The organism is Sphingomonas sp. CBMAI 2297 (assembly GCF_029870595.1).
Lineage (GTDB): Bacteria > Pseudomonadota > Alphaproteobacteria > Sphingomonadales > Sphingomonadaceae > Sphingomonas.
Genome location: NZ_JAPDIR010000014.1, coordinates 55,327 through 81,243 on the forward strand (window position 1 = coordinate 55,327; position 25,917 = coordinate 81,243).

General features: G+C 67.9%; 18 protein-coding genes. 6 read left to right on the top strand and 12 right to left on the bottom strand.

Going from position 1 to position 25,917, the window contains the following annotated elements; genetic code table 11:
- Nucleotides 1–99: 99 nt before the first annotated feature.
- Nucleotides 100–312: a hypothetical protein gene (locus tag OMP43_RS17800; protein WP_280280877.1), complete on the bottom strand. Its 213-nt coding sequence runs from the start codon at nt 310–312 to the stop codon at nt 100–102.
- A 280-nt stretch (nt 313–592) separates the two neighbouring features.
- On the opposite strand from OMP43_RS17800, the gene OMP43_RS17805 reads away from it, so the two are divergent.
- Nucleotides 593–1,021 carry a hypothetical protein gene (locus OMP43_RS17805; protein ID WP_280280878.1) on the top strand — a complete coding sequence of 143 codons (429 nt, stop codon included), beginning with the start codon at nt 593–595 and terminating at the stop codon, nt 1,019–1,021.
- A gap of 140 nt (nt 1,022–1,161) precedes the next feature.
- Here OMP43_RS17805 and OMP43_RS17810 read toward each other — a convergent pair whose 3' ends face one another.
- The 7 genes from OMP43_RS17810 to OMP43_RS17840 form a co-directional block, all read right to left on the bottom strand.
- Nucleotides 1,162–2,493, bottom strand: a complete 1,332-nt coding sequence (locus tag OMP43_RS17810; protein WP_280280879.1) for a site-specific integrase — start codon at nt 2,491–2,493, stop codon at nt 1,162–1,164.
- Nucleotides 2,494–2,685: 192 nt separating this feature from the next.
- Nucleotides 2,686–3,891 (bottom strand): MFS transporter, encoded by a 1,206-nt coding sequence (locus OMP43_RS17815; RefSeq protein WP_280280880.1) that lies wholly within the window; start codon nt 3,889–3,891, stop codon nt 2,686–2,688.
- 34 nt (nt 3,892–3,925) lie between these two features.
- Complete coding sequence (locus OMP43_RS17820) at nt 3,926–4,981, bottom strand: LacI family DNA-binding transcriptional regulator (RefSeq protein ID WP_348538611.1); 1,056 nt, start codon at nt 4,979–4,981, stop codon at nt 3,926–3,928.
- The gene (locus tag OMP43_RS17825) at nt 4,981–6,522 is read right to left on the bottom strand and encodes a tryptophan 7-halogenase (protein ID WP_280280881.1); all 1,542 of its coding nucleotides are present in this window, start codon (nt 6,520–6,522) and stop codon (nt 4,981–4,983) included. Before OMP43_RS17825 ends, OMP43_RS17820 begins: the two co-directional genes overlap by 1 nt.
- Nucleotides 6,519–8,057 (bottom strand): tryptophan 7-halogenase, encoded by a 1,539-nt coding sequence (locus OMP43_RS17830; protein WP_280280882.1) that lies wholly within the window; start codon nt 8,055–8,057, stop codon nt 6,519–6,521. The genes OMP43_RS17825 and OMP43_RS17830 overlap by 4 nt, the downstream gene beginning before the upstream one ends.
- A 114-nt stretch (nt 8,058–8,171) precedes the next feature.
- Nucleotides 8,172–11,336 (bottom strand): TonB-dependent receptor, encoded by a 3,165-nt coding sequence (locus OMP43_RS17835; RefSeq protein ID WP_280280883.1) that lies wholly within the window; start codon nt 11,334–11,336, stop codon nt 8,172–8,174.
- 89 nt (nt 11,337–11,425) lie between these two features.
- Complete coding sequence (locus OMP43_RS17840) at nt 11,426–13,735, bottom strand: beta-glucosidase (protein WP_280280884.1); 2,310 nt, start codon at nt 13,733–13,735, stop codon at nt 11,426–11,428.
- 508 nt (nt 13,736–14,243) lie between these two features.
- Between OMP43_RS17840 and paoA the strand changes: the two genes are divergently transcribed.
- Genes paoA through paoC form a run of 3 tightly spaced genes read left to right on the top strand, consistent with a single transcriptional unit; the run spans nt 14,244 to nt 18,046 of the window.
- Nucleotides 14,244–14,891, top strand: a complete 648-nt coding sequence (gene paoA / locus OMP43_RS17845) for an aldehyde dehydrogenase iron-sulfur subunit PaoA (protein ID WP_280280885.1) — start codon at nt 14,244–14,246, stop codon at nt 14,889–14,891.
- Entirely contained in the window at nt 14,888–15,838 is a 951-nt protein-coding gene (locus tag OMP43_RS17850; RefSeq protein WP_280280886.1) for a xanthine dehydrogenase family protein subunit M, read from the top strand. Before paoA ends, OMP43_RS17850 begins: the two co-directional genes overlap by 4 nt.
- Nucleotides 15,839–15,841: 3 nt before the next feature.
- Nucleotides 15,842–18,046 carry an aldehyde oxidoreductase molybdenum-binding subunit PaoC gene (gene paoC, locus OMP43_RS17855; RefSeq protein ID WP_280280887.1) on the top strand — a complete coding sequence of 735 codons (2,205 nt, stop codon included), beginning with the start codon at nt 15,842–15,844 and terminating at the stop codon, nt 18,044–18,046.
- A gap of 36 nt (nt 18,047–18,082) precedes the next feature.
- Here paoC and OMP43_RS17860 read toward each other — a convergent pair whose 3' ends face one another.
- From OMP43_RS17860 to OMP43_RS17875, 4 genes are all read right to left on the bottom strand, one after another.
- Nucleotides 18,083–18,913, bottom strand: a complete 831-nt coding sequence (locus OMP43_RS17860) for an alpha/beta hydrolase (protein ID WP_280280888.1) — start codon at nt 18,911–18,913, stop codon at nt 18,083–18,085.
- 284 nt (nt 18,914–19,197) lie between these two features.
- Entirely contained in the window at nt 19,198–19,320 is a 123-nt protein-coding gene (cydX, locus tag OMP43_RS17865) for a cytochrome bd-I oxidase subunit CydX (RefSeq protein WP_280280889.1), read from the bottom strand.
- A gap of 12 nt (nt 19,321–19,332) precedes the next feature.
- Nucleotides 19,333–20,478, bottom strand: a complete 1,146-nt coding sequence (gene cydB / locus OMP43_RS17870) for a cytochrome d ubiquinol oxidase subunit II (RefSeq protein WP_280280890.1) — start codon at nt 20,476–20,478, stop codon at nt 19,333–19,335.
- Between the two features lie 27 nt (nt 20,479–20,505).
- Nucleotides 20,506–22,077, bottom strand: coding sequence for a cytochrome ubiquinol oxidase subunit I (locus tag OMP43_RS17875; RefSeq protein WP_280280919.1), 1,572 nt, complete (start codon nt 22,075–22,077; stop codon nt 20,506–20,508).
- A gap of 325 nt (nt 22,078–22,402) precedes the next feature.
- On the opposite strand from OMP43_RS17875, the gene OMP43_RS17880 reads away from it, so the two are divergent.
- Both OMP43_RS17880 and OMP43_RS17885 read left to right on the top strand, forming a co-directional pair.
- A complete protein-coding gene (locus tag OMP43_RS17880) occupies nt 22,403–23,926 on the top strand; it encodes an ATP-binding cassette domain-containing protein (protein ID WP_280280891.1) in 1,524 nt (507 codons plus the stop codon).
- The gene (locus OMP43_RS17885; RefSeq protein ID WP_280280892.1) at nt 23,923–25,500 is read left to right on the top strand and encodes an ATP-binding cassette domain-containing protein; all 1,578 of its coding nucleotides are present in this window, start codon (nt 23,923–23,925) and stop codon (nt 25,498–25,500) included. The genes OMP43_RS17880 and OMP43_RS17885 overlap by 4 nt, the downstream gene beginning before the upstream one ends.
- Nucleotides 25,501–25,917 lie beyond the last annotated feature (417 nt).

The window sequence follows — 25,917 nt, forward strand, 5'->3', positions numbered from 1 at the left end:
ATCCTGCTCGTGCAAGCTTTCAGCCAGGTCATCGCGGCCATCGCGCAGGTGATGGCCGCGAACCGACGGCGGTGGTAGCCGCCGCCGGGCTGGCGGGCATCATTGCCCGCCAGTGCTTGCGCGCTCGGTGATCGCGCGCATGACAATGCGACCCTGCAATGGCAGCGCGCCGCAGGTGAGTGAGAAGCCCATGCCGTCACGGTTAGGCCAGGCAGCTCCGATCTCGGTCCAGCGGGCGGACTTGCCTTCGCCATCGACGCTATATAGGCGGTGGGTGGGTTTTGTGCCGGGAAGTTTGCGTTGCTTGGTCACGGTCTGCTCCTTGGTTTCCGCCACCGGCCATCCGGCGGCTTCATGGGGAGCAAAGGGGCTGGGGCATCGAGCCTCGGGTCACACCACGCGCATGCGCCCGCAGGGAGCGGAGCTGCACACGCGCAGCACGGAAGCGAGCTGGGTTTACCTGAGGCGGGCCCGGCCTAAAGGCTCATCCATCAAGAAGCAGCGGGATGGTGCGGTGGTGGACTTGGAGCGATGGTCTTGCGAGTACCCCTGCACGGATCAGTCTTAGCTGCAGTTGGCTTGGGGGAGAGCAATGAAGGCAGTTCGTGCAGCACTGGGGCCACTTCTAGAGCGTGCTCAGGGGATGGTGCCCCCCCAAATGCAACAGCAGTTGCGTGCCGAACTCGGCCCGATGGGTTCCGCAAAGGTGACGCTATACCTGCATCAAATGCGTCCAGCGGCGCTTGAACTGGCGCGAGTCGGACCTGCCAGAGAATGGAAAAAGCTGCTGGATGAGCATGCTTCGGAAGCACGCCATCTCGTGCTGTATGCGGCAACGGCGTGGATCGCGCGTGCGGTTGTGATGGCGGAATATCTCGAACGTGCTGACTTAGCTAACCTGCCGAAGAAATGGGCTGCAGAGCAAACGTTACGGATGGTGGAGAATGTTGAAGGTGACGAGGGGTGGCTTTGGCCATTTAACTCCGATTCTCCATGGCCTGAGTGGGAAGACGAAGAATAACGCAGGCACAGGGGCGCTACGGGCCGGGCGCGCCTGTTTCCTATGCCTGCTTGGCCGTTCGCTGATCGGGGAGCGCCAGCGGCGCATCAGCAAACGGCTTTTGATCCCGCAAAGAAGCCCGAGCCGGACGCGGGATCGGGTCAGCGCAGGCTGGGGATCTGACCCTTGGCGCGATTACGGGTCTTAGGCGCGGGCCGCGCCGCCTGATCGCGCTTGGCTGCCGCCTTGGAGGCTTTGACGGTCGCAGGTGTCTTTTCAAGGGTCAGGGCATCCCATCCGGCCATGCCGTCCAGCACCCGGTCGGCATGCTTGATGGTGTTTACGTGACCATAGTGCTCTTCGATCATCTGCACGGAGGTGCCCATTTGCTCGGCCAGGAAATAGACATCGATGCCAGCGGCGAGCCGGAACGTCGCATAGGTGTGGCGGAAGCAGTAGATTGAGCGCGGAATACCGGAAGCGCCCATGCGCAATCCTGCTTCCTCGAGCAATTTGCTGATTGCGTCATCGTAAAGGGATTTGTTGGGGCTACCGGTGATCGTGGTGAACACCCGATCATCCGGCTTCGTGGCCTTCGAGATTTCGCGGATGCGTTCCAGATAGTCGCCCACGCTTTTCGGTGCGACCAGATTACGGGATTTGCCTTTGCCCTGCACGAAGAGGACGACCATGTCGCGGCCCTCGCGATCCTTCGCTTGGCTGATGTCGCGCCAACGCAGGTTTTTCGCTTCGGTGGGGCGCATGCCGGTGCCGCACATGATGAGAATGAAATTATAGGTGACGGTTCGGGACCAAATGATCGACGGTTTGGTCGCCTTGGTGATCCAGCTGCGCGCATGGCTGTGGAGCTTGCGATACTCTTCGATGGTGAACTCATCGCGCCGCATTTTCTTGAGCGTGGGGCGGCTGCGAAATCGCTGCGCGTCCCCGATGTAGCGCTTGTCGGCAGCGAAGTTCATGATGCCGCCGAGAATTGCCATCTCGAAACTGATGGTGGCATCGCTAACGAAATCCCGCAGGCTCTTGGTGGAGTTCGCGCGCCGCCAAGATGGGTAGCCGTCCCATCGGTCCTGACCGATCAGGTGGACCTGCGTGGTGCCGACATAGTTGTTTAGGTGATTGTTGATGACGGATTTTACCTTGCGAAGTCGTTCCGCCGTGATCTCACCGCCGCGTTCGCGCTGCCCCTGCTTGACGATGTACTCATCGGCAACCTGACTAAACGGTCGATTGAATACCGGAACGTCATGTTTAAGACGAAAGCGTACATCGGCATCGTGGTCGAACGCTTTGTCCCTCGCCACATTCACGTCTGAGGTTTTGAGAGAGACAGTCTTATAGCGATCCGCCTTTGGAAGCTTTACGCGGCAGTACCAGTTGCGATGTTGTACATCCGCACGACGGAAAATGATGAGCCCCGGTTTCAGCTCTTCCTTGTCGGTGATGAACCCATTCTTGTCGCTGCTAGCCACCATATCGCCTCACACTGTGCAGGTTCTGTGCAGATCGGCGAGGTAAGTTGTTGATTTGCCGTATCTGTGCAGTCTTTGTGTAGGCGATTATATAGAATTTTCTTGTTTATTTCTAGTTATTTAAGATGGCACCTGGACCCCGGCGCAAGGCCGGGGTGACGATAGGAATTTGAAGCTCTTCCCGGTCCCGACCTAATCCTGGGTCCGGATGCAGAGCGACACCGCGCCGCCGGCCAGCGTGCCGAGCGCGAGGATCAACAGCCACAGCATATAGCCGGTCTTCTCCGGCGCCAGCGCCAGCGCCAGCAGCGGCGCGACCATCGCCGGCAGGGTGTTGGTGAGGTTGAGGATGCCCAGGTCGCGCCCGCGATGCCCCGGATTGGGCAGCAGCTGCATCGCGAGCGCGGAATGGATCGCCAGGAACACGCTGAGCCCCGACAGCGCCAGCGCATGCCCCGCCGCCGCCACGCCCCAGCTCCTCGCGAACGCCATGACGCCGAGCCCGGCCGCCATTGCCAGCGCCCCGGCGGCAAGGAAGGGCTTGCGCCGCATCATCCGGTCCGAGAAGCGCCCGGCCAGCACCGTCAGCAGCACCGCGACGATGGTGGAACCGGTCATCGTCGCGACGATCGGATTGGCCTCCACGCTCGTCCTGCTGATGTCGTCGCGGTCCAGCACCGAGAGGAAATAATAGAAGCCATAGGTGGACAGGCCGTTGCCGGCGACCTGGAACAGGATGCGCGAGGCCCAGGCAAGGATGAAATCGAAGCGGCGGAGCTCGCGCTGCGGCGCGGGCGGCGGCGGCGGCAGCGCGGCGCCTTCGCGAGCGAGCAGCAGGAACGGCGCGGTCAACGCGACGAACAACAGGCAGAGCAGCGCATAGCGCATCGCGTCGCCGCCCAGCCCGGGCAGCGTGATCAGCACCGCCGCCATCGCGCCGATCGGATGCGAGACGCCGGTGAGGCCGGCCACCATGCCCTTCTGCGCATCGGGTATCTCGTCCGCCATCACCGCGGCGATCGGCGCGAACATCATGTTGATCCCGATCTGGATGCAGGTGACGGCGAGCAACAGGCTCACCGGATCGGCCGCGACCAGCAACAGGCCATAGGACGCGCTGAGCACCCCCAGCCCCACCGTCACCCAGGGCCGCCGGGTGCCGCGCAGCCGCCGGGTGCGATCGCTCAGCGCGCCGAACAGGATGTTGGCCAGGCTCGCCACCGCCGCGCCGCCCAGCGCGCCGGCGCTGAGGAGCTGCACCGCATGGCCGCCCCCCGCCTGCGCCGCCTTCAACGGCAGCAGCACCATGACGAACGGCATGAAGCTGACGAACATGCCCGCATAGGCCAGCGCATAGAGCAGTATGAAACCGCGGCCGGGCGAGACGAAGCGTCGCATGGACGGCGGAGCATCGCCGCCGGGCAGAGGCAAGTCAACGCCGCGGCGGCGCGGTCGAGGCACGGACGACGAAATCGAAGGGAAGCAGGAAACGGCCGTTGCCGGGCGTGTCGCCACGGGTCTTGCTCTCGATCAGCAGCTCGGCGGCCTTGGCGGTCATCGCCGCGATCGGCTGGCGGATCGCGGTGAGCGCGGGCACGCTCATCCGCACCGTCGGCGTGTCGTCGAAGCTGACCACCGAGAGATCGCCGGGAACCGACAGGCCGAGCGGCCCGGCGGCATGGAGCACGCCCAGCGCCATCTCGTCGCTGCTCGCGAGCACCGCGCTGGGCGGGGTTTCGAGCCCGGCGAGCGTGTTGAGCGCCGCGATGCCGGCTTCGTAGGTGAAGTCGCCCGGCTGGAGATAGGCGGGATCCACCTTGAGTCCCCGCGCCTCGATCGCGCCGGTGAAGCCGCGGAGGCGATCCGGGCTCATCGCATATTCGGGATGGCCCTGGACATAGGCGATGCGGGTATGGCCAAGGTCGAGCAGATGCTCGGTCGCGCGGCGCGCCGCCGCTTCGTCGTCCATGTACACCGCAAAGCCCTCGCCCTCGCGGTGCGATCCCAGCCGCGCGAAGGTCAGCCCGCCCTGGTGGAGCAGATCGGTGATCCGGTCGTCCTCGCTGTGCGGCGGCGTCAGGATCACGCCGTCCGGATGGAGCGCCGAAAGCGCGGCCTGGACCTGCGCCTCCAGCGCGTCCGAATGCGAATCCACCAGCTCGAACAGCATGCGATAGCCATGCTCGGCGCATTTGAGCATGCCGCCGTACAGCATCTGGTCGACCCAGTCGTTGCCGCGCCGCGACTGCCAGCCCTCGAGCGTCGGCCGCTCGTCGTTGAAGGCGAGGATCAGATAGGAGCGCGAGCCGCCGAGCCGGCGCGCGGCGAGGCTGGGAACATAGCCCAGCTTGTCGATCGCCGCCCGGACGCGATCCTGCACCGGCGCGGTGACGTTGGGCCCCTTGTTGATGACGCGGCTCACCGTCTGCAGCGAGACTCCCGCCTCCGCCGCCACGTCCTTGATCGTGATCGCGCGCTTCTTCTGCATCAGGCCCCGGCCATGGCGGGACGGCCGAGATCCACCTTCTCGGCGCGGCAATGCGCATCGATGAACTGCTGCTGGCTCGGCAGCTGCAGGACGAAGCCGGCAAGCTGCTCGCGCGCCTTTTCCAGTCCCGCATAGAGCATCGCCTCGTCGATGCGGTCGACCAGCGGGTGATAGGTGCGCGGCCGGATGCCCATGCCCTCCAGCACCGAGAACCAGCTGACCGAGCGGAACAGCTCGTCCAGCCCTTCGCGCAGCGTGCCGTTGGTGCGGAACAGTTCCACCCGCTCCTTCAGGCTGTCCGGCCATTCCATGTCGCGGCACTTGCGCCAGAAGGGCGTGTCGTCGCGCGCGGTGGTGCAATAATGGAGCACGATGAAGTCGCGGATCTCGGTATAGTCCGCCACCATCCGGCGATTATATTCGTCCGCCAGCGCCGGATCGCAGTGGCGATCGGGCAGGAAGCGGAAGAAATAGTCCATGCCGCGATAGATCAGGTGGATCGCAGTCGATTCCAGCGGCTCGATAAAGCCCGAGGACAGGCCGATCGCCAGCACGTTCCGGTGCCAGATCCGCTGGCGCACGCCGGTCCTGAACGGCACCACCATCGGCCCGGCGACCACTTCGCCCTCCACCTTGTCGAGCAGGATGCGCGTCGCTTCCTCGTCGTCCATGAACTCGGAGGAATAGACATGGCCGTTGCCGGTGCGGTGCTGCAGCGGGATGCGCCAGCGCCAGCCGGCGTCCTGTGCCTCGGCCAGCGTATAGGGGCGCGGCGGCCCGATATTCTCGGTCTGCGCGGCGATGGCGCGGTCGCAGAACAGATAGTTGGACCAGTCGGTATAGCCGCTGCCCAGCGCCTTCTCGATCAGCAGCGCCCGGAAGCCCGAGCAATCGATGAAGAAATCGGCGTCGATCGTGCGGCCGTCCTTCAGCGTCAGCGTGGAGACGAAGCCGCGATCGTCGAGCGCGACATCGGTGACGATCCCCTCGGTCCGCTTCACCCCGCGCGCCTCGGCATGGCCGCGCAGGAACCGGGCGACGCGCTTGGCATCGACATGCAGCGCATAGGAAGCGCCGGCGATCGGCGTGCTGCGGGCCTTGAAGGGCAGCATGAAGCGGCCGGCATGCGCCATCACCGTGGCGGGCGCGAAATCCTGGAGCGGGAAATCATGCCCCGCCAGCGTCGCCTTGCGCCAGCATTGGTAGAAGTCGCTGAGCTCCACCCGCTGGCCGACATCGCCAAAGGGGTGGAAATAGCTCTCGCCCTTGCGGAACCAGTCCTTGAACTCGATGCCGAGTTTGAAGCTGGCCTGGACCTGGCGGACGAAATCCTGCTCGTCGATGTCGAGCTTGGCGATCAGCTCCATGAAGGGCGGGATCGTGCTCTCCCCCACTCCGATCGTGCCGATATCGTCGCTCTCGACCAGTTCGATCTCGAACAGCCGGCCCTTCATGTGATGCGCCATCACCGCGGCGGCGATCCAGCCGGCGGTGCCGCCGCCGACGATGCAGACCTTACGGAGCGCGTCCGGATTGTTCATGCGGGGGTCCTCATGGGCTCGGCAGCGGCACCATCGACCGTCGCGAGAAATTCGGAATGGGTGGGCGTGTCCGCCACGGTGCGGGCAATGGCGGCGCGCATCTGCTCGAGCCCCTGCGCGAGTTCGTCCGCATCGACCGCGGCGACGCCGGGGTCGAGCCGCTCGGGCAGATGCTCGAACCCGCCATAGATGGCCAGCCAGGATGCGGACGAGAACATCTCCCAGCGATAGCGCAGGAATGCGCCCCGCGCGCGCCAAAGCTCCAGCTTGGCGGCCAGGCTGTCGGGGAGCGTCATGTCGCGGCAGGCCTGCCAGAAGGCCCCCTCGCGGGGGCTCAGGCGATAATGGAGGAGGATGAAGTCGCGGACGCGCTCCATCTCCTCGGCCGACTGGCTGTTATATTCGGCGATCACCGCCGGATCGAAGCCCTTGTCGGGGAAGAGCTGCTTCAGCCGCTCGATGCCCGTCTCGATCAGCGCGATGCTGGTCGATTCCAGCGGCTCGAGAAAGCCCGAGGCCAGGCCGAGCGCCACGCAGTTCCTCGCCCAGGCGGCCTCGCGCCGGCCCGGCGTGAAGCGCAGGCGGCGGGGCTCCATGGTCGGCGCGCCGGGGACGTTGGCGAGCAGTTCGGCGCGGGCATCGTCGTCGCTCTGGAAATCGCTCGAAAAGACGATGCCATTGCCTTCGCGGCTGCGCAGCGGGATGCGCCATTGCCAGCCGGCGGTGCGCGCGGTGACGGTGGTGCAGCTGGGCGGCTCCCCCACCCGCTCGCTCTGCACGGCAAAGGCGCCGTCGCACAGCAGCCAGTGCGACCAGTCGCGATAGGGAATGCCCAGCGCCTCGCCGATCAGCAGGCCGCGAAAGCCCGAGCAGTCGACGAACAGATCGCCCGCGACGCGCTCGCCGCTGTCGAGCGTCACCGCTTCGATGAAGCCGGTCTCGCCGTGGAGCGCCACATCGGCGATCCGCGCATCGATGCGCGCCACCCCCGCGCGCTCGGCATAAGCGCGCATGTGCGCGGCGAAGCGCGAAGCGTCGAAATGCAGCGCCCAGTCGAACACCGAGAGCTGGCTCGGCGGATTGGGCAGCGGCACGCTGGCATGGCCTTCGCGCGCGAGCATCGCGCCGAGCGAATATTCCTCCAGCGGCGCGGCTCGACCGGCCTTGCGCGCCCTTTGCCAATAATGGTGGAAGTCGATGCCGCGCAGGTCCTGTCCGAAGCGGCCAAAGGGATGGACGAAGCTCGTCCCCGGCGTCCAGTCGACGAAGCGGATGCCGAGCTTGGCGGTCGCCTCGCAGGCGCGCATTACCTCGGCATCGGTCATGCCGAGCGACGCGTAGAAACGGCGGATGGTGGGGATCGTCGCCTCGCCGACGCCGATCGTCCCGATCTCGGAGCTTTCGATCAAGGTGATCCGGGTGCCCGTCCCCGCCAGATATGCGCCTAGCGCGGCCGCCGCCATCCATCCGGCGGTACCCCCGCCGACGATGACGACACGCTCGATCGCGCCGCTGGCCGTGCCCCCATGTTTCATCGTGTCATTCTGGTCGTCCCGGCCACGGCTTCGCAAGCGAAACCGCGCCGACCCGCTCCCTGGGAAAAATGAGCCGGCGGCCCTGGAAGACCGCCGGCCCAGGAGGGTTGGCTCTTAGAAACGGTAGCGCACGCCCACCGAGTAACGCGGCTCGAAGCGGTTCTGCGAATGGAACTGCTTCGAATCCTGGTCGAACTGGAAGTAATAGCGCTCGCGCTCGCCCAGCAGGTTCGAGACGTTGCCGTAGATCGCGAACTGGCTGTTGATGTTCGCGGTCACGTTCACGTCCACATAGTTGCTCGTGTCCTGCATCACCGGGATATTGCGCTGGTCGACCCGGTCGGGCGCCGGATCGGGATCCACGTCATAGCCCAGGCCCATGTTCGCAAGGCGCGGCGTGCGGTGGTTCCACGCGACGCGGACCTGGAAGATATCGTCCTGGTACCAGCCGACCAGATTGATCTGGTGCTTCGAATTGTCCTGGAAAGGCAGCCTCTTGCCGTTGAGCCCCCGCGCCGACTGCGAGGAGTCGGAGAAGGTGTAGTTGGCGTCGATGCCGAAGTTGCGCAGGAACGGCACGTTCGGGAACAGGTCGGTAAAGGCCAGCTTGGCGCCGGCTTCGATGCCCTGCAAATTGCCGCCCTTGCCTTGTACCGGCTGGGTTACCGGCACCGTGCGGCGGATCACGCCGTCGCCGTCCGGATAGCGGCCGGTCTGAGTCGTCGCAGTGGTCACGAAGCTGTCGATCTTGAGCTTGAACAGGCCGATGTTGAGCATCGAGGCGCGGCCCAGATAATATTCCAGGCTGATGTCGTAATTGTTCGAGCGCCAGGGGTTGAGATACGGGTTGCCGCTCGAATCCGCGCTCGTCACCTGGCGGACGCCGAGCGGCGCCGCCGTCGGGTTCGTCGGATTGGGGCCCGGTGAATCCGCGGTGTTGATCTTCAGGCCGCCGCCGTAATTGCCGAGGTCCAGCGGGATCATCGTCTTGGCGAAGGCCGCACGCACGCGGATATTGTCGGTGACGTCATAGGACAGGGTCACCGTCGGCAGCCAGTCGGTATAGCTGCGGCGGGTCACGTTGTCGCCCACGTCGAGGTTGGTGTCGCCATAGGCCCGGGTGTCGCCGGTCAGGTTCTGCTTCACGTCGATGCTGGTCTTGATGACCTTCACGCCGATATCGGCCTTGAACGCGCCGCGCTTCCAGTTGGTGTTGATGTAGGCGCTCTCCTCGATCAGGTCGACGTCATAGGTATTGCCCGGGACGATCACCTCGTCGGCGCCGCCGAATACCCGCGTCATGAACGACTTGATGTCGTCGAAGTCCTTGGGATTGACCACCCACATGCCCGGCATGCCGTCGACCACGCCGCCCCAGTTCGTCTGGAAATAGACGTTGTTATAGGCGTTGAGCTTGGTCGGCCGGTTGACGGTATAGCCCTGGAAGCAGGTCGGCGCGTTGGCCGCCGAGGCGCCGCAGGGCGATGGCGAGGACGCCAGCGGCAGCGCCGCGTTGTAGCCCGGGTTGGAGACGAACTCGCCCGCCGAACATTGCGGATTGTCCATCACCACGTCGATCGCCTTCCACTGCGCCGAGCAGCCCGCCGCGGTGGCGGCGCCATTGCCGCCATAGAAGTTCGAGAAGAGGTGGAAGTTCTTGATCTGGGTCGAGCGGTCCGAGCGGCGCACGCCGACATCGACGCGGTTCAGCACGCCGAACAGGCCGCCGCCCTGGAACTCGTAGCTGCCGTCGGCGCGGAACACGCCGAGATCGGAGCTGTTCTCCTGATTGCCCTCGGACGAGAAGGCCGCGACGGCATAGCTGTCGAGATTGGCCATATAGTCCTTGAGCGACTTGCCGGCGCCCAGCCCGCCCGAGATCGGCGTGTCGAAGCCGCTCAGCACCGGGTTCTGCCCGCGCAGGTCGAGGTGCAGCAGCGGATCCTGACCATAGCCCAGCGGGTTCGGATCGATATAGCGCCCGCCGTTCGAGCCGACCACGTTGTTGGTATAGCGCGAGGCCGGGTACAGCGCCGCGATATTCGCCGGGTAGAAGGGCCCGCGGGTCAGGTCGTTCGGGTTGCGGAACAGCGTGAACGCCCGGTTGCCCGCGCGCCAGTTGCTGAGATCGCCCTGCACCTGGCCATTCATGCTGCGGAGATTCGCGTCCGAGCGCAGCGCGCGCGCGGTGAACTTGAACGGGCCGCCCGTGTCATAGTCGAGCTGCAGGTTGTAGTTGGTCGACTTCTCGCGCGCGGTGCGGTTCACCGAGAAGGAATTGAACCACCACACGTTGAGATCATATTGCTGGACGTCGAGCCAGGGCTGCTGGTTCGCGCCGATCTGGCCCGTCGAGGTGGACTGGGTCGGCGTCGTCCAGGTCAGGCCGTTCCAGCGGTTCGAGATGTTCACGCCCGCGGCGCGGTTGTGCTCGACCAGCTCGGTGTGGAAGACTTCGCCGGTCAGCGTCCAGCCCTCGGCGAACTTCAGCTGCACCGCGCCGTTGATGCCGAAGCGGTTGCGCTCGACTTCGCGGCTGAACAGCTCATAGCCGTGCGGCGCGATCCAGTTGGCGCCGGTGCCGCCCCAGTCGTTGTTGCCGAACGGGCTGCCGCCGATGCCGGCATAATTGTTGCCGAGATGCGCCTTGCTCTGCGTGGCGCCGACCATCACGCCGATCGTGTCGTTGCGCCAGCTCAGCAGGCCGCTGATCAGATAGTCGTTCTTCTTGGTATAGTCGCCGCGCGAATATTCGACCTGGTTGGCCAGGGTCAGGCCGTTCTTCAGGTCGAACGGGCGGCGGGTGCGCAGGTCGACGGTGCCGGAGATGCCCGACAGCGCGTTGCGCAGGTCCTGCGACTTGTAGACCACCACCGCGTTCATCAGCTGGGCGGGAATGTCGTTGAGGTTGGGCTGCGCGGTGCCGAGATTGCCCGGGCTCAGATATTGCTCGCCGTTGAGCAGCGTGATCACCTGGGGCAGGCCGCGGATGTTGACGCTCGAGCCCTCGCCGGCGTCACGCTTGATCTGCACGCCCGAGATGCGCTGCAGCGCGTCGACCACGGTGACGTCGGGCAGCTTGCCGATATCCTCCGAGGAGATCGCGTCGACGATCGCCGTCTCGTTGCGCTTGATGTTGATCGCCTTGGCCTGCGAGGCACGGATGCCGGTGACGACGATCTCTTCGCCCTGATCGCCCCCCGCGTCCTGCGGCACCGGCGCCGCGTCCTGGGCCCATGCCGGCGCGACCAGGGCGGTCGACGCCAGCAAGCCGGCCATCAAACTGGATAGTCCCTTCATTCCCTCTGTCCTCCCACTCTGTTCTGCACCCCGACGCATCTACGCGCGCCTCACCCGGTGCCGTCGTCTCAGGGCGCCAGCCGGCGTTCCTGCAAATCCGCCGCGCCCGTGAGCACCGGTTGTCCGGCATCCCGCGCGATCGCGACACGATAGGTTCCCGCCGCCACCCGCCATCCGGGCTGGGCGACGTCATAGTCCGCGACGATGCGCGGCTCGGCGACCAGGGTGATCCGCCGGGTCTCGCCGGGCTTGAGCACCACGCGCTCGAAACCGGCCAGGCGCAGCGGGCGGCTGCCCGTGGCCGGAGTCACATAGAGCTGCGGCACGTCGGCGCCCTCGCGCCTGCCGCGATTGGTGACGTCGAAGCTCACCTTGAGCGCGCCGCCGCCCTCGACCTTCAGATTGGCATAGCCGAAGCGCGTGTAGCTGAGGCCATAGCCAAAGGGGAAAGCCGGGCGATGGCCCTGGCGGGCATACCAGCGATAGCCGACGTCCGAGCCCTCGCGATACTCGACCGCGAAGGGCTTGATCGCGCGCGCGTCCTGCCCGCGGTCGGGCGAGGCCTTGACCTGGTCGAAGCCGGGCACCGCGGCGCGGGGCGCCTGATCGATCGCCGCGGGGAAAGTGATCGGCAGGCGGCCCGAGGGATTGACCTCGCCGAACAGCACCCGCGCCACCGCCTCGCCGCCGCGCTGGCCCGGATACCAGGCGGCGAGCACCGCCGGCACCTTGTCGAGCCAGGGCATCAGCACCGGCCCGCCGGTGTTGAGCACCACCGCGGTCCTGGGATTGGCGGCGGCGACCGCCGCGATCACCGCGTTCTGGTTGCCGGCCAGGTCGATCGTCTCGGGATCCTCGGCCTCGGTGGTCCATTGCGTGGCCCAGACGATCGCCAGGTCCGCGTTCCTCGCCGCCGCGGCGGCAGCTTCGGGGTCGCTGCCATCGACGAAATCGACGCGCGCCTTGGGGGCCAGCGCACGGATCGCCGCGAGCGGCGAGGACGCGTGCCAGGTCACGCGCACGAACGACGCGGCCGGGCCGTTCTTGAGGGGGATCTCGATCGGCGCGCCGCCGACCGAGCGGACCTGCGACGAGCCGCCGCCCGAAAGCACGCCGACATCGGCATGGCCGCCGATCAGGACGATGCGCCTGGCGGTCCTGGCGAGCGGCAGGATGTCCTTGTCGTTCTTGAGCAGCACGATCCCCGCCTCGGCGGCGCGCTGCGCGACTTCGGCATTGCGCGCATGGTCGATCGGCTGCGGCGCCTCCACCACCGGCGCGTCCATCAGGCCGGTCGAGAACATGCCGTTCAGGATGCGGCGCGCCATGTCGTCCAGCCGCGCCATCGGCAGCGCGCCGCTCTCCACTGCCTGTCTCAGATCGGCGCGGAAGAAGGGATGCGTGTCGAGCTCGCCGCCCGATTGCTGGTCCAGCCCGTTGCGCGCGGCCTTCACCGTCGAATGCACCGCACCCCAATCGGACATCACCCAGCCCGTATAGGCCCAGTCCTGCTTGAGCACAGTGTTGAGCAGGAAATCATTCTCGCAGGCGAAGTCGCCATTGACGGACATATAGGCGCACATCACCGAACCCGGCTTGCCCCGCTCGATCGCCAGCTGGAAGGCGAGCAGGTCGCTTTCCCGCAGCGCCGCCTCGCCGATCCGCGCGTCCATCACGAAGCGGCCGGTCTCCTGGGCGTTCAGGGCGAAATGCTTGATCGTCGAGACGATGTGGTTCGACTGGATGCCGCGGATCGACTCCCCGGCGATCACGCCGGCGAGCAGCGGGTCCTCGCCCAGATATTCGAAGTTGCGGCCGCCCCAGGGATCACGCGTCAGGTTGATGCCGCCCGCGAGCATGACGTTGAAGCGCTTGGCGCGCGCCTCGCCGCCGATCATCGCGCCGCTTGCATAAGCGAGCTCGGGATCGAAGCTCGCGGCCAGCGCCAGGCCCGAAGGCAGCGCGGTGGCGGTATCCCCCTTGCGCTGCTCGACCTGGTTGGCGACGCCGAGGCTGGCATCGGTCTCGCGCAGCGCCGGGATGCCCAGGCGCGGGATCGCCGCCTGCTGGCCCGCCGAGGGAATCATGTCGGCCGGCGCCGCCGGATCCTTCGCCAGCGGCGGGAACCATGTGTAGACAAGGCCCAGCTTCTCCTCGAGCGTCATCGCCGAAAGCAGCGTCTCCGCGCGGGCCGCCGCCGGCAGCCGGGGATCGGCCCAGGGCCGCGCCGCGGGGTCCGCGGACGGGCGGGCTTCGTGCTTCGGCGGTGCGGCGGGCGTGACGGGATCCTGCGCATGCGCGCCCGTCATCGTCCCGGCAAGCGCGGTGGTGGCGAGCAACGCCATGGAGCGCGCCACATGCCGCAGGCTGATCAGCATTCACCTCTCCCCTTCGGCGCGTGCAACGGCGCCGCGCACGCCCGGGGGCGCGCCAGTTCATCCGATCCAACCTGGGGGAGCTTTTCCGACAACGCTGTCGGATTCAGCGACGAAACAAGCCGACAGCGCAGCATGGCGCGCACGGCAGCCTGTTCCAACACCCCTCTATCGTTCGCGGAGTCTTTTGCTCCGATCCGATGGTTAGAGCATAGATTGAGAGCGTTCTCAAGAACGTTCTCAATTTTGTTACATCGGGGCTCTTTCCTCCCCTTGCCATCCCCGCCTGCGCAGGGATGACGAGGGAGAAGCGGGGGGTGACGAGGGGGAAGCGAGGATGGCGAGGGAGAATATGAATCCAGCGGCCCCGAATCAGATCCGGGCCGGGGCCCGTCCCTCCTCGATGAGCGAAATTTTGTTTCGATCGTTGTTCGCGCTAGAACCATCAGGAACAGGGCATGACCCGACCGTCTCAGGGCGCGCGCCAGCTTCAAGGGGAGCAGAGGCCGATATGCATGGACCAGGCGATTTCGAACTTTCGCGGCGCGGCGTCTTGATCGGCGGCGCGGCATCGGTGGCGGCCGGGGCCGCGCCTCCCGCCGCCGAGGCCCGGGGCGCGGCCCCGGCGAGCGCCGAGGCACCGGTGCTGGCGAAGGTCGGCTTCACGGTGAACGGCAAGCCCCACGCCCTGGAGCTCGACACCCGCACCACCCTGCTCGACGCGCTGCGCGAGCATCTCCGGCTGACCGGCACCAAGAAGGGCTGCGACCATGGCCAGTGCGGCGCCTGCACCGTGATCGTCGACGGGCGGCGGATCAATTCCTGCCTCAGCCTCGCGGTGATGCACGAAGGCGACGCGATCACCACCATCGAGGGGCTGGGCACGCCCGACAGCCTGCATCCGATGCAGGCCGCCTTCGTGAAGCATGACGGCTATCAATGCGGCTATTGCACGCCGGGCCAGATCTGCTCGGCGGTGGCGGTGCTCGACGAGATCCGCGCGGGCATCCCCAGCCATGCGACCGGCGACATTACCGGCACGCCGGCAATGAGCGCCGACGAGATCCGCGAGCGGATGAGCGGCAATCTCTGCCGCTGCGGCGCCTATTCCAACATCATCGAGGCGATCGCCGAAGTCGCAGCGCGGAGGAAGGCATGAAGGCGTTCAGCTATCAGCGCGCCGGCTCGCCGGCCGAGGCGGCGGCGATCGTCGGCCGCACGCCGGGCGCCCGCTTCATCGCCGGCGGCACCAACCTGCTCGACCTGATGAAGCTGCAGATCGAGACGCCGGCCCATCTGGTCGACGTCAACCATCTGGGGCTCGACGGGATCGAAGCGACGGCCGAGGGCGGGCTGCGCATCGGCGCGCTGGTCCGCAACACCGATCTCGCCGCCGACCGGCGCGTCCGCAAGGACTATGCGCTGCTCTCCCGCGCGCTCGTCGCGGGCGCTTCGGGCCAGCTGCGCAACAAGGCGACGACCGCCGGCAACCTGCTGCAGCGCACCCGCTGCCCCTATTTCTACGACACCAACCAGCCGTGCAACAAGCGCCGGCCCGGCAGCGGCTGCGCGGCGATCGGCGGCGTCAATCGCGGCCTTGGCGTGATCGGCACCAGCGCGGCCTGCATCGCCACCCATCCGAGCGACATGGCGGTGGCGATGCGCGCGCTCGACGCCGTGGTGGAGACGGTGCGTGCCGACGGCACCACGCGCGCCATCCCCGTCGCCGAATTCCACGCGCTGCCGGGCGACACCCCGAACGTCGAGAACCTGCTGGCGCCGGGCGAGCTGATCACCGCCGTCACCCTTCCCCGGCCGATCGGCGGCACGCACATCTATCACAAGGTCCGCGACCGGGCCTCCTATGCCTTCGCCCTCGTTTCGGTGGGGGCGATCCTCCAGAAGGACGGCAGCGGCCGAGTCGCGTTCGGCGGCGTCGCGCCGCGGCCCTGGCGCGTCGAGGCGGCGGAGGCGGAGATGCCGCGCGGCGCCAGGGCGGTGACGGCCGCCGCCTTCGCCGGCGCCACCCCAACCGAGCAGAACCGGTTCAAGCTGGTGCTGGCCGAACGCACGCTCGCCGCCGCCATTGCCGAAGCGAGGGGCTGAGCCATGAAGTTCGACACGCCCGCCGGCACCAATCCGATCGACCAGCTCAAGGTGATCGGCAAGCCCACGCCGCGCATCGACGGTCCGCTCAAGACCACGGGCTCCGCGCCCTATGCCTATGAGCATCACGACGCGCCCGACCCCGCTTATGGCTTCGTCCTCGGCTCGGCGATCGCGAAGGGGCGGATCACGGGCATGGATCTGGGCGAGGCCCGGGCCGCGCCGGGCGTGCTCGCCATCGTCACGGCGGAGAATGCCGGCAAGCTCGGCAAGGGCAATTTCAACACCGCGAAGCTGCTCGGCGGCCCGGAGATCGAGCATTACCACCAGGCGGTGGCGATCGTCGTCGCCGAGACGTTCGAGCAGGCGCGCGCCGCCGCCGCGCTGATCCGCGTCGACTATGCGCGCGACAAGGGCAGCTATGATCTCGCCGCGGCGAAGGACGGCGCCGGCAAGCCGCCCGAGGGCGGGTTCAACGGTCCGGCGGACAGCAGCTTCGGCGATTTCGCGGGTGCCTTTGCCGGCGCCCCGGTGCAGCTCGACGCGACCTACACCACGCCGGACCATGCCCATGCGATGATGGAGCCGCACGCGACGATCGCGGCGTGGAGCGGCGACCGGCTCGACCTGTGGACCGCGAACCAGATGATCGCCTGGTCGGTGGGCGACATGGCCAGGACGCTCGGCATCCCGCGCGAGAAGGTGCGGATGCGCTCGCCCTTTATCGGCGGCGGGTTCGGCGGCAAGCTGTTCATCCGCGCCGACGCGGTGCTGGCGGCGCTGGGCGCCCGGGCGGCGAGCCGGGCGGTGAAGGTCGCCCTGCCCCGCCCCCTCATGTTCAACAACACGCCGCACCGGCCCGCGACCATCCAGCGCATCCGCCTGGGCGCGACGCGCGACGGCAGGCTGGTGGCGATCGGGCATGAGAGCTGGTCGGGCGATCTTCCCGGCGGCGGCCCGGAGACGGCGACCGGCCAGACCAAGCTGCTCTATGCCGGCGCCAACCGGATGACCGCGATGCGGCTCGCGGTGCTCGACCTGCCCGAGGGCAATGCGATGCGCGCGCCGGGCGAGGCGCCGGGCATGATGGCGCTCGAGATCGCGATCGACGAGATGGCCGAGAAGCTCGGCCTCGATCCGGTCGCCTTCCGGGTGCTGAACGATACCCAGGTCGATCCGGAAAAGCCCGGCCGGCCCTATTCCCAGCGCCAGCTCAACCAGTGCCTGCAGATCGGCGCGGAGAAGTTCGGCTGGGCCCGGCGCGCGAAGCCGGGCAGCGTGCGCGACGGCCGCTGGCTGGTCGGCATGGGCGTCGCCGCCGCCTTCCGCAACAACATCAACATGAAGTCCGCCGCCCGGGTGCGGCTCGATGCGCGCGGGGTGGTCACGGTCGAGACCGACATGACCGATATCGGCACCGGCACCTACACGATCATCGCCCAGACCGCCGCCGAGATGATGGGCGTGCCGCTCGACAAGGTGGTGGTGAAGCTGGGCGATTCGAGCTTCCCGGTCTCGGCCGGGTCGGGCGGGCAATGGGGCGCGAACAGCGCCACGGCCGGCGTCTATGCCGCCTGCGTGCAGCTGCGCGAGGCCGTGGCGCGCAAGCTCGGCGTCAACTCGGCGGATGCGGTGTTCGCCGGCGGCAAGGTGAAGAGCGGCAAGCGCAGCATGCCCCTGGCCGAGGCGGCGAAGGGCGGCGAGATCGTCGCCGAGGACGCGATGGAATATGGCGGCCTTGCCGGCAAGTACCAGCAATCGACCTTCGGCGCCCATTTCGTCGAAGTCGGCGTCGACGCCGCGACGGCGGAGATCCGCATCCGCCGCATGCTCGCGGTGTGCGCGGCCGGGCGCATCCTCAATCCGGTATCGGCGCGCAGCCAGGTGATCGGCGCGATGACCATGGGCGCCGGCGCCGCGTTGATGGAGGAGCTGGCGGTCGACAAGCGCTTCGGCTTCTTCGTCAACCACGACCTGGCCGGATACGAGGTCCCGGTCCATGCCGACATCCCCCATCAGGAGGTGATCTTCCTCGAGGAGACCGATCCCACCACTTCGCCGATGAAGGCCAAGGGCGTGGGCGAGCTGGGCATCTGCGGCGTCGGCGCGGCGGTGGCCAATGCGATCCACAACGCCACCGGCATGCGCGTGCGCGACTATCCGGTCACGCTCGACAAGCTGCTCGCGGGAATGCCCGAGCTCGCCTGAGCCCGGGCGCTCCCCTCCCCGCCCGAAACTACCCCGTCAGCTCTCGATAAAGGCGAGCAGATCGGCGTTGATCACGTCCGCATGGGTGGTCGCCATGCCGTGCGGATAGCCCTGATAGGTCTTCAGCGTGCCGTGCTTGAGCAGCTTCACCGAGAGCGGCGCGGAATCCGCATAGGGCACGACCTGGTCGTCGTCGCCGTGCATCACCAGCACGGGCACGTCGATCTTGCGCAGGTCCTCGGTGAAATCGGTCTCGCTGAACGCCTTCACGCAGTCGTAATGCGCCTTGATCCCGCCCATCATGCCCTGGCGCCACCAATTGTCGATCACGCCCTGGTCCACCTTCGCGCCCGGCCGGTTGAAGCCGTAGAAGGGCCCAGCCGGCACATCGATGAAGAATTGCGCGCGGTTGAACGCGGTCTGCTGGCGGAAATTGTCGAACACTTCCATCGGCAGGCCGCCGGGATTCGCCTCGCTCTTCAGCATCACCGGCGGCACCGCGCCGATCAGCACCGCCTTGGACACCAGCCCCGGCGCGGCCCGCGCGACGTAATGCGCGACTTCGCCGCCGCCGGTCGAATGGCCGACATGCACCGCGCCGCGCACGCCCAGATGCTCGACCAGCGCCGCGACGTCGGCGGCATAGGTATCCATCTCGTTGCCCGTGTCGGTCTGGGTGGAGCGGCCATGCCCGCGGCGATCATGCGCGATCACGCGATAGCCCTTGAGCAGGAAGAACATCATCTGGCTGTCCCAGTCGTCGGCCGAGAGCGGCCAGCCGTGATGGAACCAGATCACCTGCGCGTCCCTGGGGCCCCAATCCTTGTAGAAGAGCTCGGTGCCGTCCGCGATCTTGAGAATGCCCATGGTCCTGTCTCCTGCATAGGGATGCGCCGGCCGGAAACGGGCAAGGGCCGATTCCGGCGGGGCAAGTCTAGCAGGTCCGGCCCCACCGGCCAGCCATGGCCCGCAAGCCGAGGATCATATTCTCAGCCGTCATCCCCGCGAAGGCGGGGATCCAGGATAGCGCGGGACAATCGAAGCAATCGCGCTTGGGATTGCCGGAGACGGCAGGGCAAGCCTCGCGTCCTTGCTCCTGGCCCTGGATCCCCGCCTTCGCGGGGATGACGAAAATGGAAGCCTTGCCTAGCCTATTCCCCCTCCCCCGCCGCCGCTTCCGGCAGCGGTTCCGAATGGAATTCGTGCCAGAGCCCGTTGAGGATGCCGAAGCCGACGGCAAGCCCGACGCCGAGGATCCACGAGAAATACCACATGGCGAACGCTCCTCAGTAGAAGTCGGGATTGGTGCGCACGTCCCGCGCGGTCACCCGGCCGAACATCACGCGATAGGCCCAGGCCGTATAGGCGAGGACGATCGGCAGGAAGATCGCCGTCACCACCAGCATGGTGAACAGGGTGCCGTGGCTCGACGAAGCGTTCCACACCGTCAGGCTGGACAGCGCGTCGATCGAGCTCGGCAGGATGAACGGGAACATCGCCAGGCCCACCGTGGCGATGATGCCGACATTGGCGAGCGACGAGCCGGCGAACACCAGCACGTCCCGGCGCGCGCGGATGCCGAGCAGCGCCAGCACCGGCCCCAGAAAGCCGAGCAGCGGCGCCAGCAGCATCCAGGGATGCGCGCCATAGTTGCGCAGCCAGGCGCCGCCCTCCGCCACCGTCGTCGAGAAGCGCGGGTTCGACGGCCCGCCGGGATCGATCGCCCCGTCCAGCCGGTAGCCCAGGCCGCCCCAGGCGACGAACAGCCCGCCCGCCGCAAACAGCAGCAGCGCCAGCACCGCCGCCGCCTGGCCCCAGCGCCGCGCCCGCTCCAGCACCACGCCCTCGGCCTTCAGGCTCAGCCAGCCCGCGCCGTGCAGCACCAGCATCGCCACCGAGAGCAGCCCGGTCACCAGCGTGAACGGCGTGAACAGGCCGAGCAGCGAGCCTTCGTAGAAGGCGCGCAGATCGCTATCTAGGCGGAAGGGAATGCCCTTCATCACATTGCCCACGGCGACGCCGAAGACCAGCGCCGGCACGAAGCCGCCGACGAACAGCGCCCAGTCCCAGCGCTCCCGCCACGCCCTGTCCGGATGCTTGGAACGGTATTTGAAGCCCACCGGCCGCAGGATCAGCGCCGACAGCACCAGGAACATCGCGAGATAGAAGCCCGAGAAGCTGACGGCATAGACGAAGGGCCACGCGGCGAAGATCGCGCCGCCGCCCAGGATGAACCACACCTGGTTGCCTTCCCAGGTCGCGCCGATGGTGTTGATCACCATCCGCCGCTCCTCGTCGGTCCTGGCCACGAAGGGCAGCATCGCGGCCGCCCCCAGGTCGAAGCCGTCGGTCAGCGCGAAGCCGATCAGCAGCACGCCGAGCAGCAGCCACCAGAGGATGCGGAGCGTTTCGAAATCGAGAGGGATCGACATGGTCTGTCTCCAAAACCCCGGCCCGGCTCATTCGGCCGGAACGGCGTGGAAATCGGGGCCCGCGGGCTCGGGCGCATCGGCGGGGCGATACGGCTCCGGCCCCTTGCGGATCGCGGCGAGCATCAGCCGCACCTCGATCACCGCCAGCGTGCCATAGAGCAGCGTGAAGCCGGCGATCGTCAGCCACAGCTCGGGCACGGTCAGGCTCGACGGCGCCAGGAAAGTGGGCAGCACGCCCTCCACCGCCCAGGGCTGGCGCCCCACTTCGGCCACCGCCCAGCCCACCTCGGCCGCGATCCAGGGCAGCGGCATCACGACCAGCGCCAGCCGCAGGAACCAGCGCGCGTCGAACCGCTGCACCGTCGAATAGAAGAAGGCGATCGCGAAGAAGGCGATCATCGCGAAGCCGATCCCGGCCATGATCCGGAACATCCAGAAGATCGCCGGCACATTGGGCACGGTGCTCCACGCCGCCCGCTCGATCGTCGCGGCATCGGCGGTGCGCGGATCCGCGACGAAGCGCTTGAGCAGCAGCGCATGGCCGAGATCGTTCTTGGTCCGCTCGAACGCCGCGCGCGCGGCCAGGTCGTTGCGGTCCGCCTTGAGCCTCTCCACCGCGTCATAGGCGGCCAGGCCGTTGACGATCCGCCCCCGCGCGCGCTCCACCAGCGGGAAGATGCCGTTGACCTCGCCGGTCAGGCTGCGGGTGGAGATCAGGCCCAGCACATAGGGGATCTTCACTTCATACCGGGTCTCGCGCCCGCTGTTCGACGGGATGCCGAAGACCGCGAGCCCCGCCGGCGCGGGCTCGGTGTGCCACATGCCCTCGATCGCGGCGAGCTTCATCTGCTGGTTCTCGGTGAGCGCATAGCCGCTCTCGTCGCCCAGCACGACCACCGACAGCGACGAGGCCAGGCCGAACGCCGCGGCCACGGTGAAGCTGCGCCGGGCCAGTTCCAGGTGCCGGCCCTTGAGCAGGTAGAAGGCCGAGACGCCGAGCACGAACACGCTGGCCATCACATAGCCGGCGCTCACCGTGTGGACGAACTTGGCCTGGGCCACGGGGTTGAAGAGCACCGCCGCGAAGTCGGTCACTTCCATCCGCATCGTCTCGGGATTGAAGGTCGCGCCGGTCGGATGCTGCATCCAGCCGTTCGCCACCAGGATCCACAGCGCCGACAGGTTCGATCCCAGCGCCACCATGAAGGTGGTGAACAGATGCGCCTGTTTCGACATCCGCTCCCAGCCGAAGAACATCAGCCCGACGAACGTCGCCTCGAGGAAGAAGGCCATCAGGCCCTCGATCGCGAGCGGGGCGCCGAAGATGTCGCCCACATAATGCGAATAATAGGACCAGTTGGTCCCGAACTGGAATTCCATGGTGAGCCCGGTGGCGACGCCCAGCACGAAGTTGATGCCGAACAGCTTGGCCCAGAAGCGCGTGACGTCCCGCCAGATCGGGCGGTTGGTCATCACGTACACGCTCTCCATGATCACCAGCATGAAGGACAGGCCGAGCGTCAGCGGCACGAACAGGAAGTGATAGAGCGCCGTCAGCGCGAACTGGAGCCTCGATAGCTCGACGACTGCCATGCTGATCATCGCAGGAATCCCCCACGCCAGAGTCTGCGCCCAACGGGTGGCCGCGTTCCGCTCGTCACTAGGGCCCTAACCGGAAGGCGCTTTGATCATGGACAAATACGCCCCCGGCGCAACATGCGTTAGAACCGAAATGTGATGACCCGGCCTTTAAGACCTATCGGCATGCGACCGCTCCTCTCCGGCGGGGGAATGCCGGCGGCGCCTCGCGGCGCTGAACGGGGATGCGGCCCAGCGCCACGACTCGGCCGGCAAACCCGCCGTCCGCGCGCAGGCGGGAATGACGCAATGAAAGCATGATGCCCTGACGAAACAATCATCTGGATTGGCTCCCATCCTGGACATACCGGGCGCGGCGCTCTTCGCGGCCGGCATCGCCCTCGCCATGGGCAGCCTGGCGGCCGGGAACGGCCTGCCCCGGGGCGCCGTGGCGCTGATCCTGGCGGGCGGCGCGGTCCGCGCGGGAGCGGCGATGCTGGCCCATGCCGTCGCCATCCGCGCGGCGCAGCGCGTGGTCGCCGGCTGGCGCGCGCGGATCTTCCCCCGCCTGCTCGCCGGCCGCCTGCCCCGTCCGCTGCTCGCCGGGGAGAGCGCGGCGCTGGCGATCGATCACATGGTGACGATCGAGGCCTATGAAGCGCGCTTTCGCCCCGCCCGTGCCGCGTCCGCCGCCGCGCCGCTGCTCGTCGCCGCGATCGTCGCCTGGGCGAGCTGGGTATCGGCGCTGATCCTCCTCTGCACGCTCGTCCCGTTCGCGCTCGGCATGATCCTGGCCGGTACCGCCGCGCGCCGTGCCGCGGAGCGCCAGCTCGCCGCGCTCGCCGGGCTTTCCGGCCTGTTCGTCGATCGCATCCGCGCCCTGCCGATCATCCGCCATTTCGGCGCCGAGGAGCGCATCGCCCGCCAGGTGGGCGCCGCCACTCGCGAAGTGGCGGAGCGCACCGTCGACGTGCTGCGCGTCGCCTTTCTCTCGGGCGCGGTGCTGGAATTCTTCGCGGCGCTCTCGGTGGCGCTGGTCGCGGTCTATTGCGGCTTCGCGCTGCTCGGGCTCCTGCCCTTTCCGGCGCCCGAGAAGCTCTCGCTCGGCCAGGCCTTTTTCGCGCTGGCCATGGCTCCGGAATTCTACCTGCCGATGCGGCGCCTGGCCGCCGCCTATCACGAGAAGCAGCTCGGCGACGCCGCGATGGCCGCGCTGGCGCAAGTCGAGGCGCCGGCTCCCGCCGCGCCCGCCACGGCGCGCTTCGACGGGCTGCGCGTCACGGAGCTCGCGGTCGCATGGCCCGGCCTGCGCATCGGCCCGGTCGGCTTCGAGCTGGCCGCGGCCGATCTCGTCGCGCTCACCGGCCCCACCGGCAGCGGCAAATCGAGCCTGCTCGCCGCCATCGCCGGCCAGGTCGCGCCGGCCGGCGGCACCGTCACCACCGCGCGCGGCGGCGCCCTCGATCCCGCCGACATCGCCTGGGCCGCGCAGACGCCGCTGCTCCTTCCCGGCACGCTGGCGGAGAACATCGCCCTTGCCCGCCCCGATGCGACAACCGACGAGATCGCGCGCGTCGCGGGGCGGGTCGGCCTCGACGCCGTGATCGCGGCGCGGGGCGGGCTCGGCCTGCTGCTCGATCATCGCGGCTCGGGCCTGTCGGGCGGCGAGCGGCGGCGGATCGGCCTGGCCCGCGCGCTGCTCTCGCGGCGGCCGCTGCTGCTGTGCGACGAGCCCACGGCGGACCTCGATGCCGAAAGCGCGGCCGCCATCGTCGCGCTGCTGCGCGAAGTCGCGGCCGAGCGCGCGGTGCTGGTCGCCACGCATGATCCCGCGCTCGCCGCCGCGGCGCGGCTGGTGGTGGCGCTGTGAGCGCGCTCGCCCTCGATGCCGCCGGCCGGCGCCGGCTGCGCCGTGCCGGCATCGCCGCGATCGTCGCCGCGCTCGCGGGCGTGCTGCTGCTCGCGGTCTCGGGCTGGTTCCTCACCGCGGCGGCGCTGGCGGGCGCGGCGGGGCCGGTGGCGGCGCTCGGCTTCAACTATCTGATCCCCAGCGCCGCGATCCGCGGCCTCGCGATCCTGCGCACCGTCGGGCGCTATGGCGAGCGGCTGTTCTCGCACCAGGCGGCGCTGGGCGCGATGGCGAGCCTGCGCGCCTGCCTGTTCGCCAGGCTCGCCGCGCAGGACGGCCGCACCGGCCCGGACCTTGCCGGCGGCGATGCCAGCGCCCGGCTGATCGGCGATATCGATGCGCTGGAGGAGCTGATCGTCCGCAGGCCGGTGCGCCCGGCGAGCTGGGTCGCGGCGGGCACCGGAGTGCTGCTCGCGGGGCTGGCGGGCTGGGCCGCGGCATTGGCGCTGGCGCTGCTCCTCGCCGCGCTGCCGCCGCTGCTCGACCGCGCCGCGCGCCGCCTCACCCACGGCCCGGCGCAGGACGCAGGCGAAGCGCTCGGGGCGCTGCGCACCCGCTATGTCGAATATGCCGCCGCCCGGGCCGAGATCGCCGCCTATGGCCTTGCCGGCCGGGTGACCGGCGACCTGTCCCGCTTCACCGCCGCACTCGACGCGGCGCGGGCGCGCCTGCATCGCGGCGAGGGCGTGATCGCCGCGCTGCTCGCCGGCTATGCCGCGCTGGCGGTGGCATTGGTGCTGCTGCTCGCCGATGCGCCCGCGCCGCGGGTCGCCCTCGCCTTGCTGGCCGCGGCCGGCGCGGTCGAGGCGATGGCCGGCCTTGCCCGCACCGCCTTTCGCCGGGCCGGCGTGGCCGCGGGACTGCGCCGGCTCGACGCGCTCCTGGCCTTGCCCGAACCCGTTGCGGCGCCCGTCTCCGCCGGAGCGGTGCCGCTGCGGCTGGGCAGCCTCGATCTCGCGCCGGGTGCGCGGGTCGCGATCACCGGCCGTTCCGGCTCGGGCAAGACGCTGCTCCTCGAAACGCTGGCCGGGCTGCGCGCGGGCACGGTCGATGCGGCGATCGGGGGGCAGGCTCCCGCCGCCTGTTCCGACGCGATGCTCCGCGCCCAGTTCGCGCTTGCGCCCCAGGATGCGGCGCTGATCGCCGGGACGATCGCCGACAATCTCCGGCTGGCGCGCCCCGGCGTGGACAAGGAGGCCATCTGGGCGGTCTTGCGGGTCGCCGCGCTCGAGGATCGCATCCAGGGTTTGCCGCAGGGCCTGAATACGCGCCTGGGCGAGGCTGGCGGAACCCTGTCCGGCGGCGAGCGCAAGCGGCTTTCCCTCGCCCGCGCGCTGCTCGCCGGCCGGCCCTGGCTGCTGCTCGACGAACCTACCGAAGGGATTGATTCCACTACGGAATCCGAAATTATCGCGCGGCTCGACGCCTGGCTGGCGGGATCCAACACCGGCCTGATCCTGGTCTCCCATCGCCGGGCGCCGCTGACGCTGGCCGGGAATGTGATCGCCATCGAGGACATTGCGCCAAGTTCATGAAAAGCGGCCATTATCGGCTCGCATCAAAGTGCCTCGCCCCTGGCGTACGCAGCAGGCGGTATCATCATCCCGAACTGCCCGTCGCCCGGGCTGCAAGGCACGCGGCCGCGCGCTCCTCATGAATATGTGCAACGCCGCACCGGCCGCGTCTTTCGAGAATATTCATGCCGGCACCGCAACACATTATCCATTCAAAACAAATAGATAATCAACTTCTAGTTTTTACCCACAAAAATGGCGTTTGAATACGTCAATTCGGTGCAAATGCGACTTCATAAATCTCGATTCTCGCGCATTCTACCTGAAATGAAGCGCGAGTCAGGGGCCCGCCTCTCGCACATTACAGTAATTCTTCGCGCATGAACGCCGTTCGCGTCATGCATTAAAATAGATGCCTGCGGATTTAGATGATTACGC

What these genes read in the sequence shown, in the direction of transcription:
- OMP43_RS17825 (WP_280280881.1), bottom strand. Translation starts at nt 6,522, where the DNA reads ATGAACAATCCGGACGCGCTCCGTAAGGTCTGCATCGTCGGCGGCGGC.
- OMP43_RS17830 (WP_280280882.1), bottom strand. Translation starts at nt 8,057, where the DNA reads ATGAAACATGGGGGCACGGCCAGCGGCGCGATCGAGCGTGTCGTCATC.
- OMP43_RS17805 (WP_280280878.1), top strand. Translation starts at nt 593, where the DNA reads ATGAAGGCAGTTCGTGCAGCACTGGGGCCACTTCTAGAGCGTGCTCAG.
- OMP43_RS17820 (WP_348538611.1), bottom strand. Translation starts at nt 4,981, where the DNA reads ATGCAGAAGAAGCGCGCGATCACGATCAAGGACGTGGCGGCGGAGGCG.
- OMP43_RS17860 (WP_280280888.1), bottom strand. Translation starts at nt 18,913, where the DNA reads ATGGGCATTCTCAAGATCGCGGACGGCACCGAGCTCTTCTACAAGGAT.
- OMP43_RS17815 (WP_280280880.1), bottom strand. Translation starts at nt 3,891, where the DNA reads ATGCGACGCTTCGTCTCGCCCGGCCGCGGTTTCATACTGCTCTATGCG.
- cydB (WP_280280890.1), bottom strand. Translation starts at nt 20,478, where the DNA reads ATGTCGATCCCTCTCGATTTCGAAACGCTCCGCATCCTCTGGTGGCTG.
- paoC (WP_280280887.1), top strand. Translation starts at nt 15,842, where the DNA reads ATGAAGTTCGACACGCCCGCCGGCACCAATCCGATCGACCAGCTCAAG.
- cydX (WP_280280889.1), bottom strand. Translation starts at nt 19,320, where the DNA reads ATGTGGTATTTCTCGTGGATCCTCGGCGTCGGGCTTGCCGTCGGCTTC.
- OMP43_RS17840 (WP_280280884.1), bottom strand. Translation starts at nt 13,735, where the DNA reads ATGCTGATCAGCCTGCGGCATGTGGCGCGCTCCATGGCGTTGCTCGCC.
- OMP43_RS17850 (WP_280280886.1), top strand. Translation starts at nt 14,888, where the DNA reads ATGAAGGCGTTCAGCTATCAGCGCGCCGGCTCGCCGGCCGAGGCGGCG.
- OMP43_RS17835 (WP_280280883.1), bottom strand. Translation starts at nt 11,336, where the DNA reads ATGGCCGGCTTGCTGGCGTCGACCGCCCTGGTCGCGCCGGCATGGGCC.
- paoA (WP_280280885.1), top strand. Translation starts at nt 14,244, where the DNA reads ATGCATGGACCAGGCGATTTCGAACTTTCGCGGCGCGGCGTCTTGATC.